This window comes from Streptomyces pluripotens (genome assembly GCF_000802245.2).
GTDB lineage: Bacteria > Actinomycetota > Actinomycetes > Streptomycetales > Streptomycetaceae > Streptomyces > Streptomyces pluripotens.
The window spans coordinates 1,791,132-1,803,575 of record NZ_CP021080.1; the positions used below are offsets into that span (position 1 = coordinate 1,791,132).

12 protein-coding genes are annotated in these 12,444 nt (G+C 71.6%); 4 read left to right on the plus strand and 8 right to left on the minus strand.

Annotated features, from left to right (window positions below; translation table 11 throughout):
- Positions 1 to 31: 31 nt before the first annotated feature.
- The gene (locus tag LK06_RS07930) at positions 32 to 502 is read right to left on the minus strand and encodes an RDD family protein (RefSeq protein ID WP_039654980.1); all 471 of its coding nucleotides are present in this window, start codon (positions 500 to 502) and stop codon (positions 32 to 34) included.
- A gap of 210 nt (positions 503 to 712) precedes the next feature.
- Here LK06_RS07930 and glnA point away from each other — a divergent pair, with 210 nt between their 5' ends.
- Together glnA and LK06_RS07940 are read left to right on the plus strand one after the other, a co-directional pair.
- The gene (gene glnA, locus LK06_RS07935) at positions 713 to 2,122 is read left to right on the plus strand and encodes a type I glutamate--ammonia ligase (RefSeq protein WP_039654981.1); all 1,410 of its coding nucleotides are present in this window, start codon (positions 713 to 715) and stop codon (positions 2,120 to 2,122) included.
- 375 nt (positions 2,123 to 2,497) lie between these two features.
- On the plus strand, positions 2,498 to 2,752 hold the full coding sequence (locus LK06_RS07940; protein ID WP_039654982.1) for an SCO2583/SCO2584 N-terminal domain-containing protein: 255 nt from the start codon (positions 2,498 to 2,500) through the stop codon (positions 2,750 to 2,752).
- A 61-nt stretch (positions 2,753 to 2,813) separates the two neighbouring features.
- Here LK06_RS07940 and LK06_RS07945 read toward each other — a convergent pair whose 3' ends face one another.
- Positions 2,814 to 3,842 (minus strand): methyltransferase, encoded by a 1,029-nt coding sequence (locus LK06_RS07945; protein ID WP_039654983.1) that lies wholly within the window; start codon positions 3,840 to 3,842, stop codon positions 2,814 to 2,816.
- 144 nt (positions 3,843 to 3,986) lie between these two features.
- On the opposite strand from LK06_RS07945, the gene LK06_RS07950 reads away from it, so the two are divergent.
- Positions 3,987 to 4,172: a hypothetical protein gene (locus LK06_RS07950; RefSeq protein ID WP_039654984.1), complete on the plus strand. Its 186-nt coding sequence runs from the start codon at positions 3,987 to 3,989 to the stop codon at positions 4,170 to 4,172.
- A gap of 41 nt (positions 4,173 to 4,213) precedes the next feature.
- Here LK06_RS07950 and LK06_RS07955 read toward each other — a convergent pair whose 3' ends face one another.
- A complete protein-coding gene (locus LK06_RS07955) occupies positions 4,214 to 4,930 on the minus strand; it encodes a TetR/AcrR family transcriptional regulator C-terminal domain-containing protein (RefSeq protein WP_159025176.1) in 717 nt (238 codons plus the stop codon).
- Positions 4,931 to 5,028: 98 nt separating this feature from the next.
- Here LK06_RS07955 and LK06_RS07960 point away from each other — a divergent pair, with 98 nt between their 5' ends.
- Entirely contained in the window at positions 5,029 to 6,639 is a 1,611-nt protein-coding gene (locus LK06_RS07960; RefSeq protein ID WP_234367374.1) for an MFS transporter, read from the plus strand.
- A gap of 30 nt (positions 6,640 to 6,669) precedes the next feature.
- Here LK06_RS07960 and LK06_RS07965 read toward each other — a convergent pair whose 3' ends face one another.
- The 5 genes from LK06_RS07965 to LK06_RS07985 form a co-directional block, all read right to left on the minus strand.
- Positions 6,670 to 7,734 carry an LLM class flavin-dependent oxidoreductase gene (locus LK06_RS07965; RefSeq protein WP_039654986.1) on the minus strand — a complete coding sequence of 355 codons (1,065 nt, stop codon included), beginning with the start codon at positions 7,732 to 7,734 and terminating at the stop codon, positions 6,670 to 6,672.
- Positions 7,735 to 7,765: 31 nt separating this feature from the next.
- Entirely contained in the window at positions 7,766 to 8,821 is a 1,056-nt protein-coding gene (locus tag LK06_RS07970; protein ID WP_052270116.1) for a CPBP family glutamic-type intramembrane protease, read from the minus strand.
- 331 nt (positions 8,822 to 9,152) lie between these two features.
- Positions 9,153 to 9,944: a CPBP family intramembrane glutamic endopeptidase gene (locus LK06_RS07975; RefSeq protein ID WP_039654987.1), complete on the minus strand. Its 792-nt coding sequence runs from the start codon at positions 9,942 to 9,944 to the stop codon at positions 9,153 to 9,155.
- Complete coding sequence (locus LK06_RS07980) at positions 9,922 to 11,292, minus strand: YcaO-like family protein (protein ID WP_052318929.1); 1,371 nt, start codon at positions 11,290 to 11,292, stop codon at positions 9,922 to 9,924. The genes LK06_RS07975 and LK06_RS07980 overlap by 23 nt, the downstream gene beginning before the upstream one ends.
- Positions 11,285 to 12,322: a TOMM precursor leader peptide-binding protein gene (locus LK06_RS07985; protein ID WP_159025177.1), complete on the minus strand. Its 1,038-nt coding sequence runs from the start codon at positions 12,320 to 12,322 to the stop codon at positions 11,285 to 11,287. Before LK06_RS07985 ends, LK06_RS07980 begins: the two co-directional genes overlap by 8 nt.
- Positions 12,323 to 12,444 lie beyond the last annotated feature (122 nt).

Consider the following 12,444-nt stretch of genomic DNA (forward strand, 5'->3'; position numbering starts at 1 on the left):
CGTGACCTTCGACCGACTGGTGCCGCCGGCCTCAGACCCTCACCTCGATCGTCTTCGCGATCCGGTCGTGCAGGCCTCGGCCGTCCCGGTCCCACACCAGCGCGGGGACGGCCAGGCACAGCAGCACGGTACGCAGCAGCGCGCGCAGCGGGTTGACCGTGCCGGTCTCCAGAGCAACGACCCGGACGCCGAAGAGACGCTTACCCGGGGTGAAGCCGATCGTGCCGACGGTCAGAACACTCATGACGAAGAAGACGCCGAGCGCCCAGTTGCTCGTGGCGGGGACCTGGTAGCCGTCGGTGATCAGGCCGTATGCGATCAGGACGCACAGCGCCCAGTCCACGGTGAGTGCGCCGAGCCGCCGTCCCGGCCGTGCGATCGAGTTCGGCCCCTCCTCCGGGAGCCCGAGTCGTTCACCCCGGTATCCGAAGTCGGCACCGGCCTCTTCCATGGCCGCGCGGGGCCCGGAGAGCCACGATCCGATTGCCTGCCTGTTGTCCACCCGTCCACGGTACTGTGCCCGGCTCCGGGCACTGCACCGAGGGGTGTGCCGGGGCTACGGTGGACACGTGCCCGGTTAACTTCTGCGAAACAAACGGGTCACGCCCGAGAAATCACCCGTCCCTAGGGTCATGACCAGCGTGTGCCACCGCACTGGCCGCACGAACGATCTACCACCCCGGCGAGGACGGTCGGGAGTAGGAGGAGCTGGATGTTCCAGAACGCCGACGAGGCCAAGAAGTTCATCGCTGACGAGGACGTCAAGTTCGTCGACGTCCGGTTCTGCGACCTGCCGGGCGTCATGCAGCACTTCACGGTGCCCGTTGAGGCGTTCGACCCGGACGAGGAGCTGGCCTTCGACGGATCGTCGATCCGCGGTTTCCAGGCCATTCACGAGTCCGACATGGCTCTGCGCGCCGACCTGTCCACCGCTCGTGTGGACCCGTTCCGCCGCGACAAGACCCTCAACATCAACTTCTTCATCCACGACCCGATCACGGGTGAGCAGTACTCCCGTGACCCGCGCAACGTGGCGAAGAAGGCCGAGGCCTACCTCGCCTCGACCGGTATCGCGGACACCGCGTACTTCGGTCCCGAGGCGGAGTTCTACGTCTTCGACTCCGTCCGCTTCGCGACCACCGCGAACGAGTCCTTCTACCACATCGACTCTGAGGCGGGTGCCTGGAACACCGGTGCCCTCGAGGACAACCGTGGTTACAAGGTCCGCTACAAGGGCGGCTACTTCCCGGTCCCGCCGGTCGACCACTTCGCCGACCTGCGCGCCGAGATTTCCCTGGAGCTGGAGCGCAACGGCCTGAAGGTCGAGCGCCAGCACCACGAGGTGGGCACCGCCGGCCAGGCGGAGATCAACTACAAGTTCAACACCCTGCTCGCCGCCGCTGACGACCTGCAGCTCTTCAAGTACATCGTGAAGAACGTCGCCTGGCGCAACGGCAAGACCGCGACCTTCATGCCGAAGCCGATCTTCGGTGACAACGGCTCGGGCATGCACGTGCACCAGTCGCTGTGGAGCGGCGGCGCCCCGCTGTTCTACGACGAGGCCGGCTACGCGGGCCTGTCGGACACCGCCCGCTACTACATCGGCGGCATCCTCAAGCACGCCCCGTCGCTGCTGGCCTTCACCAACCCGACGGTGAACTCCTACCACCGCCTGGTGCCGGGCTTCGAGGCGCCGATCAACCTGGTGTACTCGCAGCGCAACCGCTCCGCGGCCATGCGCATCCCGATCACCGGCTCCAACCCGAAGGCCAAGCGCGTCGAGTTCCGCGCCCCGGACTCCTCCGGCAACCCGTACCTGGCCTTCTCCGCGCTGCTCCTCGCCGGCCTGGACGGCATCAAGAACAAGATCGAGCCGGCCGAGCCGATCGACAAGGACCTGTACGAGCTGGCTCCCGAGGAGCACGCGAACGTCGCCCAGGTCCCGACCTCCCTCCCGGCCGTACTCGACTCGCTCGAGGCCGACCACGAGTTCCTCCTGCAGGGCGACGTCTTCACGCCGGACCTGATCGAGACGTGGATCGACTTCAAGCGCACCAACGAGATCGCCCCGCTGCAGCTGCGTCCGCACCCGCACGAGTTCGAGCTGTACTTCGACGTGTGACAGACGAATCCCTCGGGATCAGCAGGCCCCTCGGCTTCCGGGGGGCCTTCGTCGTGTCCGGTCGGCGCTTCTGAAAGCGGCCGGTGCAGCCGGGCGGCCGGGGCGGCCCGTACAGCCGTGGGCCTTTCCGGGTGACTCGGTGGCGCAGGTCGTCCATGCGCCGGACGATCGGCGTATGGGGTGCGCCGGCCGGGCGGCTCCCACTCGGCGCGCTCGCGGCGGTCGGGGCTGAACCGTGCCGTCGTCCCGTCCACCGCGTGGCCCGTCCGAATCTGCCCGCCCGGACCGCCGGGGCGGCCCTTCCCGCTTCTCAGACTTCCTCGTGTCGGGCCATCATTCCCTCTGGACCTGCCGGACGAGAGAGGCTGAACGGGGATGACGGAACAGGACGGCTGGGAGCGGAAGTTCGATCACCGCTGGGCGAATTCCGCCGAGCACAAGGAACCCTCGGCCCGGGCCCGGATGCTCGCCGCGCGCTGGAAGGAGAACCCGCCGGGACCGGTGCCCTTCCGCGCCGATCCCGGTCCGGTGCCGCGCCGGTCGTCGTGGGCGTCCACGGCCGTGGTCCTCGGCTGCGTGATCGTGGTCATGGTGCTGATCGGAATCGTGGAGCTGGGCTCCTCCCGGTAGGGAGGACGGACCACGCGGGACCCGACGGGGGATGCGGGTCCCGCGTGGCGTTCTCGGGGTGTCACCTCGCCGCCGCGACCTCCAGCAGGGACTGCGGAGGCGTCACCGGGGTGACGGACACCAGCCGCAGGCCCGCGGAGTCGAACAGCGCGGTCCACTCGTCGAGGCGGCGTTCCCGGCCTCCGTTGTTCACCATGACCTCGATGTCGATGAACTTGCTCCAGTGGTAGGAAGCGTCGTCGGGGACGATCGTGTCCAGCACCAGGACCCGTGCGTCCGACCGTCCGCGCAGCGCCTCGGCGAGCGGCCGCAGCATGGCGCGGGCGTCCGTGTCGGCGAAGCAGTGCAGGGTGTTCTTGAGCAGGTAGGCATCCGCCTCGGGGGGTGTGCTCTCGGGCAGGGTGCCTGGGAAGAAGGTGATGCGTTCGTACGCCGGGGTGCCGGCCAGGGCGGCTCGGGCCGCCTCCAGTACCTCCGGGCGGTCCATCAGCACGCCTCGCGCGGCGGGGGCCGCGCCGAGCAGGTGGTACAGCATCCGCCCGTGGCCACCGCCGATGTCCGCGATCACCGGGTACCGGCCGAAGTCATAGGCTTCGGCCGCTTCCGGGGCCAGTTCGTCGGTGAGACTGGCCCACGCGCCCTGGTATGCGCGGGCGAGGTCCGGGTGGTCGGCCAGGTAGGTGAAGAGATCGGTTCCGTGCACCTGCGGGAAGGACGGCGCACCGGTGCGCACGGTGTGCATGATCGCGCCGAACGAAGCCCAGGTCGGCTCCGATCCGAGCAGGATGGTGAAGTCCCGGATGCTGCACGGCACGTCGGAACGGAGCGCTTCCCCCATGGGGCGCAGCGAGAAACGGCCTCCCGGTTCCTCGGCCAGGACGCCGAGCGCGGCCGCGACACGCATGCAGCGGCCCAGTGCGTCCGGGTGCACTTCCAGGACCACGGCGAGCTCGGCGGCCGTTCGGGGCTTGTCGGCGAGCAGGTCGGCGACGCCGAGTTCGGCCAGGACGTAGAGGGGCTGGGACATCCACTTGCCGGCGACCAAACCCATCAGCTGTACGTGCGGCGGCAGTTGCGGTGCGGCGGCCATCGACCCCACTCCCTCCTTAACGGCGTTAGGTGTACTCTAACGGTGTTAGGGAAACGGTGCAGGCGGAATCTCGCCAAAAGGCGGGCACTCCGCGGCGCGAGGCACGAGGCGTCCGCAGCGGACGCCGAAGGAGGTGTCCGGGCAATGCGAGCTCCATGGAAGGGCGATCCCGCCGAACGGGCGCGCCAGCGCGCTGCGCAGGTCGAAAAGCAGCGCGAACAGGCCCGCAGGCAGGAGGACCAACGGCTCGCGCAGGAACTGCGCGAGCAACAGCGCGCGGCGGAAGAACGCGAGCGCGAGGCACGGCGAGCCGAACGGGACGGTCGGTGACGCTCCTCCCGCCGCATCCGGTGCGGGAGGAGCGGGCCGGCTCAGCGCACGTAGGCCGTCAGCCCGTCGATGAGCCGGTCCAGACCGAACCGGAACCGCTCGTCGAGGTTGGCCTCGGTGAGCGCGTCGACGGACTCCGCGAGGTACGGGAACTCATCGTGCGGCAGCGCCCCGATCGCCGCCTTCACCCCGCGCAGCGCGTCGGAGCGCTCCATGCCCTCGGCGTTGGAGGCGGACAGCGGGGAACTCTCGTGCAGGACGAAGCCCTGCACGTAGACGATGATCGTGTAGACGGCGTAGGCGGCGTCGTGGGACGACAGGCCGCCCGCGCGGAGCACGCCGAGGATCGGCTCCAGCAGCCGGGCCAGCGAGACGCCACCGACGAACCGGCCGGCGATGATGCGCGCCGCGTCACGGCGACACCGCAGGAAGGCGCGGTAGTTCACGGCGGTCTCGCGCAGGGCGTCCGTCCAGGCCTTCTCACCGGTGGCCACACGGTCCAGGTCGGCCGGCAGGGCCTCGGTCAGGACCCGGGTCAGCAGCTCGTCCGCCAGCAGATCGAGCACCTGCTCCTTGCTCTGCACGTGCCAGTACAGCGACGCGGCCTGTACACCGAGCTGCTCGGCCAGCCGCCGCATCGACAGGGCGTCCAACCCCTCGCTCTCCACCACGTCGAGGGCCGCGGCCACGAGGGCCGACCTGGTCACAGAGGGGCGGCGCCCGGCCGGAGCTGCCGCCCTGGGCCGACGCACCGTCATTCGTCCACCTCCGTCAGCGGCTTGAAACATAGCACGCCCCTCACCGACCACCTGTAACGGGCGGTGCCCGTCCCGCCCGACCGATGAGGAGTCCCGCCATGAGTTCACTGCCGAGCCCCGCGCCGTCAGCTGTGCGCCGCCGGCTCATTCTGCTCACCCTGTGCGTGTCCTTGTTCATGGCCATGCTGGACAACACGGTGGTGAACACCGCGCTGCCGACCATCGAACGGAAGCTCGGAGCGGGCATCAGCGATCTGCAGTGGATCGTCGACGGCTACAGCCTCGCACTCTCCGCTCTCATGCTGACCGCCAGCACGGTCGGGGACATGTTCGGTCGACGCCGGGCGTTCGTGGCGGGGCTCGCCCTCTTCGCGGTCGGGTCGACGGTGTGTGCGCTGTCACGGGACGTGAACGTCCTGATCAGCGGACGGGTGCTGCAGGGCGCCGGTGCCGCGGCCTTCATGCCCGGCACGCTGTCGATCATCCGGCAGGTGTATGCCGACGAACGGGAACGGAGTACGGCCATCGGGATCTGGGCGGGCGTGTCGGGGCTCGGCCTGGGGCTCGGCCCGCTGGTCGGCGGGCCCCTGGTGGACCACTTCGGCTGGCCGAGCGTGTTCTGGATCAACGTACCGGTGGGCATGGCCGGGCTGATCGCCGGGATGCTGCTCATCCCGGAGTCCAAGGACCGGGCGGGCCGCGGCCTGGACATCACGGGCCAGCTGCTGGCGGTGGCCGGCATCGGCGCCGGGGTGTATGCCACGATCGAGGGCCCGGTACGCGGCTGGTCGGACCCGGCGGTCACCGGCCTGTACATCGGCGCGGGTGTGGTGCTGCTGCTCTTCGTGCTGGTCGAGCGCCGCAGCCGGACACCGATGCTGGACCTCGGCTTCTTCCGGGACCGGATCTTCGCGGGCTCGGTGCTCGCCGGGCTCTTCCTCTACCTCGGCATGTTCTCGGTGCTGTACTTCCTCAGCCTGTGGCTCCAGGTGGTGCTCGGCTGGTCGCCCACCGGAGCGGGACTCGTGATCATGCCGGCCATGGTGGTGGTCGCCTGCGTGACCCCCCTGGCGGGCTGGCTGACCGGGCGGATCGGCGGCGGCTGGCCCATGGCGGCCGGCCTGGTCTGCTCGGCCTTCGCGCTCTACGGCCTGACCCGGTACGGCACCGGTGCCTCCTACCGGCACTTCTGGTGGCTGCTGCCGGTGATCGGCATGGGCATGGGGCTCACCATCACTCCGATCACGGCCACCGTCCTGGACCGGGTCCCGGCGGCCCGGGCCGGCATGGCCTCGGCAGTCAGCAACACCGCCCGGGAACTGGGCGGGGTGCTCGGCGTGGCGGTGCTCGGCTCGGTGCTGAGCAGCCGGATGGCGGAGCGGCTCCGGGAGCGGCTCACGGCCGCGGGCGTGCCGGCGTCCGAACGGGACCGGCTGGTCGCGGCCACGACCGGCGGCACCGGACGACCGCAGGCCGGGCTCGGCGCGGGAGCCCGGCTGTCGCACGCGGTGAACGGCGCCTTCGTGGACGGGTTGCACCTGGCCGAACTGTCGGGTTGCGCGATCCTGCTGGCCGGCGCCCTGCTGGCGGTGGCCCTGGTGCGCGGCGGCCGGGGCCCGGCTCCGGGGTCCCGCGGTGGCAAGTCGGGAGAGCTCGACACCTCCGACGCGCACGACGACACCGACGGCCGCGCCACGGTGGCCACCTGAGTGGGCCCCGGCCGTGCCCACCGTGGGCGGTCACGGCAACTTGGGCAGCACCCGGTCGACGAAGAGGCGCAGGCTGGACTCCATGCTTGCGTAGTCCTGACCGCCGTAGTCGACCTGCCACAGGAAGGTGTCGGCGCTCAGGTACTCGCCCAGTTCGAGGATCCGGTCGACCACCCGCTGCGGGGAGCCGACGATCGCGGTGCCCACGCTGCGGAAGTCGTCGATGCGCAGGTTCCGCAGGGAGAGCGCCATCTGACTGTAGGCCGGATAGTCCGACGAGGACACCCCCGTCCAGTCCTCGGCGGACTCGGCCCACACGTTGAGGTACTCGCGCAGGAACGGGTCGGCCGTGGCGAATGCCTGTTCGTCCGTCTCGGCCACGTACAGCGGGATGCTGACCGCCACCTTGGGCTGGCGGTCCGTGCCCGCGTGTTCCTCGCGGAAGGTGTCCAGGTACACCTCCACCATGTCCTTGGTGCGGGCGAGTTCCTCGCGGCGCGGCGGCGGAGTGACGAAGAGCCCGTGTCCGGCCTCACCGATCCAGGCGAAGCTCTGCCGGGAGCGCACCGCGGCGCACCACACCGGAGGATGCGGCGCCTGGGTCGGGCGGGGCAGGGAGGTGGCGTCGCGGTAGGAGAAGAAGGGGGTGTCCTCGGCGACCTTCTCCTCCGTCCACAGGCGCAGCACGGCCTCGATGGTGGCCTGGAACCGGGCCCGACTCTCGTCCAGCGGGACGCCGAAGGCCGCGAACTCGTACGGCAGCCAGGCGCGGGCGAAGCCGACCTCGAGACGGCCGCCGCTGAGCGCGTCCACCATCGCCGTGTGTGCGGCGAGTTGCACGGGGTGGTGGAAGGCAGCCTGGAGACAGCCGGTCATGAGCCGGATCCGGGACGTACTCGCCGCGACCGCGGACAGGAAGGACAGCGGGTCGGGGCAGTAGCCGCCGTAGTCGCGCAGGTAGTGCTCGGTCATCTTGACGTAGTCGATGCCGGCCGCGTCGGCGAACCGGCTCAGGGCGAGTACGTCGCGGAAGTAGGCGTTGGCGGACCGGCGGGCGGGCCGGCAGTCCGGCAGCAGCGAGATTCCGTGCTTCATGCGCACCTCACGGGTTGGAGAGGGGGTTCGGTCAGGCACCGGCAAGGAGGAAGAAGGACCACTGCGCGGCGGCGGACGCGAGGACGTCCGGCGTGTGCAGGAACAGCAGGGAGTTGACGGTGGCGATCACGGCGACGCCGGTGACCGCCGCGGGACCGGACCGGCGGACGGCCGGCAGCGAGCCGACGAGCAGCGTTGCCACGGCCGCGGCCAGCAAGCCGGCCACGGCACCAAGTGGCTTCAGGGCGAGGACCAGTCCGCCGCGCAGAGCCAGTTCCTCGACAAGCGGCTGGGCGGCCAGCACGGCCACCAGAGCTGGCCAGGGCAGGGTCCCGGCCAGCCCCCGCACCCGACCGGCCCACGAGGTGCGAGCCAGTCCTAGCCAGTTGCTGCCCCCGGAACTGGCGGAAGCCATGACGCGTCCCGCGGACGGGCTCCGGCCGCGGCCCTCGGCACCGCCCCCGGCAGCAAGAGCTCCGGACCCCGGAGCGGGCCCGAGGGGCGCGCGACCCTCGGCACCGGCTCGGAAGGGGCGTCGGACGCCGGGACCGACACCGGAGCCGGAGGGGCGTCCGGAGCCGGGACCGGCGCCGTCGTCGCCCGCGGATCCGGGCGGGGAGGCGGCCCCGGAACGGGGTCCCAGGCGCCCGGACCAAGACGGTGCACGGGTGCCGCTGCCCGATCGAGGCCCGCCGCGCGCGGTCCCGGCTCGCCCCGGCATGCGTGGGCGCCTCCGCACACGCGCGCGCAGCAGGGCCACAGCGTCCGCGGTGACCACTGCGAGGAGACAGGCGGCAGCGAACTCGCCGGTGCCGAGCAGCAGTCCGGCGGGGACGAGAAGCAGGTCGGCCCGGGAGCAGGCCAGGGTGTGGAGCAACCGTCCGGGTCCCGGGGCCACGAAGCCAAGGGCGCCGGCACCGAGGAGCATCAGGACCGCAGCGCCGGCCGTGCACGTGGCCCACAGCGCGTCCACGACCTCCCGGCCGGTGCGCGGGGCGCGGATCCGGCAGCGCAGACGGCCGGCCAGCAGATACCCGGCGGTGACCGTCGCGACGCCGATGAGCCCGCCGGTCACGCCGCCGGTCACCGCGGGCCCCCTGGCTCGGCCGCCGGGCTCGTCACCGGCGCGAGAGACGCCCGGGTCCCGGCCCCCACCGAGGCCGCGCGCGCACGCGCGCGGCTCCGCGGCTCGGCCGGGACAGCGGTCCCGGCCGGTCCCGGCACGGCGGTGGGCGCCCCGGCACCGATCTCCCCCACGGCGCGGCGCGGCGGGGACCCTGTCCCGGAGCGGGGGAGGAAACCGGCCCAGCCCCCCGGCGGCACGTCGACCGTGCCGGAACCGGTCACCGCCCGCGCCGGCCGCAGGCCGACGCCGTCTCCAGCCACTACCGGCGCCGCGCCCGCGCCGTGGGCCCGGGTCATCGGGTTGCTCCCGGTTGGACGACGACCGGGCGGTGACGCCAGACGTGCCAGTTGAACAGGGCGTGCCCCAGGGCGGCGGCGAGGACCGTGCCGAGTGCGAGGGTCGCCACCGTGGCGAGGACGGAAAGCGGCAGTTTGGCCAGGACCTGGCGCCAGCCGAAGAACACGTGCGACAGGGCGAAGGCCGCCACCGCCGCGACCACTCCCGTCGCGCGGGCGACTGGGGTGTCCAGTTGCACGGCCAGCCGCAGCAGCACGCCCCGGAAGACGCACTCCTCGGCGACCGCGGTGGCCAGGAGCCAGCCGAGGGCGAGGTTCAGATCCGTGTCGCGGCGGGTGGGTGTCCACCTCCGGTCGGCGCCCGTGTGCGCGGCCGACCGGAGGGGAGCCACCGTGCCGCCCAGCCCGACCGGCCGCAGCCGGCCCGGTGCCGCCCCCTCCCCGGAGGCCGGCGTGCGCGCCACCGCGGGCGGGCGGCGGGCCGCCGTCCGGCTGATCCAGCCGTCGGCCCGCACGACCACGGCCCCGAGCAGCAGTCCCGCGCCGACGGCCGCCACCGCGCGGGCGGCCCCTGGCCCGCCCCGCCACAGCCATCCCGGCCCGAGCAGGAGCAGCCCGCAGCCCGCCGTGACGGCGAGCACGGACACGTGCACCGGCACCATCCGCACCCCACGCGCGTCCAGCCGGCGCACATGGAGATGCGAGGCGAGGGTCGTCCCGGAGGCGGCGGTCAGGGCCAGCCAGGCCAGCGCCCACAGCCGTGCGTCATGGGTAGGGATGGGGGTCATACCGCCGGAATCCTCCGTACTGCTCGAAACGGCGGTGGGCCGCCGGGGGCGCGCTGGGCAGTGGCAGGCTGAGCGTGTCCGGCGACCAGACCCGCTGCACGCTGAAGCCGAGGTCCTCGATATCCACGGTCGACAGGTCGGCCCAGTACAGGCGCTTGCCCGAATCCCGGAAGGCCGCGACCAGGGACCGTACGACCTCCTTCGGCGTGCCCTGGGTGTCCGGGGGCAGGTCGGCGGCGGTCGCCCGGTCGCAGTCAGCGAACCGGCGTTCGACCAGGCGGCTTCCCTGGGCTCCCGCGTAGTGGCCGACGTTGGCCTCCAGGTCGTAGAAGTCGTTGTCGGCCGCCTCGCTGGGGCCGCCCCGGGCGCGCTCCTCGATGGCCACCCAGGCAGCGAGCCACTGCACGCCCGCGGCTTCCAGCAGCGCCCGGTACATCGCGGGCACCAGCCGGGCTCCGCTGCCCAGGCCGATGGCGACGCGGGGCAGCAGTCCCTCCGGCTGGCGCAGTAGGCAGGCCACGCTGAAGCCGGGCAGGTCCGCGTTGGGCAACAGGTGGAACTCGGGGTCGACCGGGGTGTCCGGGAAGCGCTGCTCCAGGATGCGGGTCAGGTGGCGGGTCCGTTCGTCCAGTTCGATGCGTACGCTGCGCAGGGCGCCGTGCCAGTGGCCCATCGCGGAGTCGAGCTGGACGACCTCCTCCAGCGCGGCGCACAGGGCGCGGCCGGGGTCGGTGTGGGCGGCGGTCCCGGTGGTGACGGCCGACTGCAGCCACAGTTCGCCGGTGTCCGGGAGGTGGCCGAGCAGGAACCACTGGGCGGGCACCCAGCAGTCGTCCTCGCCCAGCAGGGACCTCAGCCGCACCCAGTCCAGGGGCGCGTCGGGGGTGAACGGCTGGTAGGGGAAGCCGTCGCGGGCGTACTGCTCGGGGGTGAACAGGCCGAACGCGTCGAGAGGCAGGGTGGGTTCGCCGGCCTCGGACAGCTCCGCCCAGGTGGCCCGGCGGGCCGGGAACCGGCCTTCGGCGACCACGGCGTGGCCGGCGTACCGTTCCAGGGACTCGGCGAGCACCCGGATGTGGCTTTCGAACGGTACGGTGCCCGAGCCGCCCAGATGGAAGCTGCCGGGTTTGGGTGCGGGCCGGCCCTGCAGGACGTGGACGCCGGCCAGGTCACCGCTGGCGATCAACATGCGGGGGCCGGTGCGGGTGCGGCTGAGGAAGCCCATCGAGGTGAGCACCCCGCACAACGGGCTGTGCATCCGGGAGCGCAGGGCCGTGGCCCGCTCGTCCTCGTCGCGCAGCAGCCGCAGGTCAAGGGCCACCGGTTCGGTGCTCAGGGTGTCAGTCATCCAGCCACGTCCTCGGGTCGAAGACGAGGCTCGTGTCGTCACGCTCGGGCACCGGGGCGCAGCCGCGGCAGCCGGGCATGCGCAGCACCTCGTTGTAGGCGATCTCCATCGTCGGCAGGTAGACGCCGAGGACCTTGTCGATGCTGAAGGTGCTGCCGGAGTGCAGGTAGTTGACGGTCTCCAGGCCCAGGTGGGAGGCGAGCAGACCGGTGAGCGCAGGCAGCACGGGCGCCTCGCCGGCCAGGACGTCACCCTTGGCAAGGGCGTTCTTGTAGGTCAGGTAGGAGGACGCCTCGCGCAGGTTCATGGTGACCCGGGTCTCGAAACACTCCCAGCAGGCCGAGCGGTGCGGGACGACGGTGGGGCCGACGAAGACGAAGGGCCCGTCGAGTGCACCGTGGATCCAGGTGATGTTCAGCTCCTGGGCGAGCCGGTTGAACGCGCGGAACCTGAGGGGCCGGATGGTGCTCTCGGCGAGGACGGCGAAGGAGTCTCGCCAGGGGGCGAACTCCTCGGCCAGGGCGGCGACGTCGAGCCCGTCGTGGAGGGCGGCGGGCTCCAACTCGGTGAAGCGTTTCCACAGCGGGTCGGCGGCGCCGGGCCGGCTGACCGGAATGCGCAGCGCACCGCCGGACTGGGCCTCGATCTGCTCGGTGATCCGGGGGTCACCGAGCAGCAGCAGCCGGTCGGCGAAGCGGGGTGCCTCGGCCGCGGCACCGATGGTCGCCACCTGCTCCACATAAGCGTCGAGGGCGCCGGTCGGCGTCTCCTCGATAACACCGAGGCCGTAGAGGTGATCGACGACCGCCTCCACATCGGCACGGCTGACGCCTTCACGTTTGGCCAGATCTCGACGACTGAGCGAGCCATCCAGGCCCGAGACGATGTTGAAGAGTTTTCCCCCCTCGGTCTCGTCAGTGAGCGTGAATGATCTCGGATTCCACACGCCGGTCCGCAATTCCACGACGTCGGGGCTGTGCCCGATGACCGTGAACGCTTTTCGGACACGCGGGTTTATTGCGCTTGCCATTCCTTCTCCCCGATGCATCGGAACAGTACGGCACCGCCCTGCCGGAGTCGCGTTCCGCAAGAAGATGGAAAGTGGCAGCGCGGAACAGGCAGACGTGCCGAAATCCGGAAGTCTTTACCGAA

Bases quoted from the DNA above. Each gene is read 5' to 3' on its own strand.
- glnA (WP_039654981.1), top strand. From the start codon at position 713: ATGTTCCAGAACGCCGACGAGGCCAAGAAGTTCATCGCTGACGAGGAC.
- LK06_RS07940 (WP_039654982.1), top strand. From the start codon at position 2,498: ATGACGGAACAGGACGGCTGGGAGCGGAAGTTCGATCACCGCTGGGCG.
- LK06_RS07945 (WP_039654983.1), bottom strand. From the start codon at position 3,842: ATGGCCGCCGCACCGCAACTGCCGCCGCACGTACAGCTGATGGGTTTG.
- LK06_RS07950 (WP_039654984.1), top strand. From the start codon at position 3,987: ATGCGAGCTCCATGGAAGGGCGATCCCGCCGAACGGGCGCGCCAGCGC.
- LK06_RS07955 (WP_159025176.1), bottom strand. From the start codon at position 4,930: ATGACGGTGCGTCGGCCCAGGGCGGCAGCTCCGGCCGGGCGCCGCCCC.
- LK06_RS07960 (WP_234367374.1), top strand. From the start codon at position 5,029: ATGAGTTCACTGCCGAGCCCCGCGCCGTCAGCTGTGCGCCGCCGGCTC.
- LK06_RS07965 (WP_039654986.1), bottom strand. From the start codon at position 7,734: ATGAAGCACGGAATCTCGCTGCTGCCGGACTGCCGGCCCGCCCGCCGG.
- LK06_RS07975 (WP_039654987.1), bottom strand. From the start codon at position 9,944: ATGACCCCCATCCCTACCCATGACGCACGGCTGTGGGCGCTGGCCTGG.
- LK06_RS07980 (WP_052318929.1), bottom strand. From the start codon at position 11,292: ATGACTGACACCCTGAGCACCGAACCGGTGGCCCTTGACCTGCGGCTG.
- LK06_RS07985 (WP_159025177.1), bottom strand. From the start codon at position 12,322: ATGGCAAGCGCAATAAACCCGCGTGTCCGAAAAGCGTTCACGGTCATC.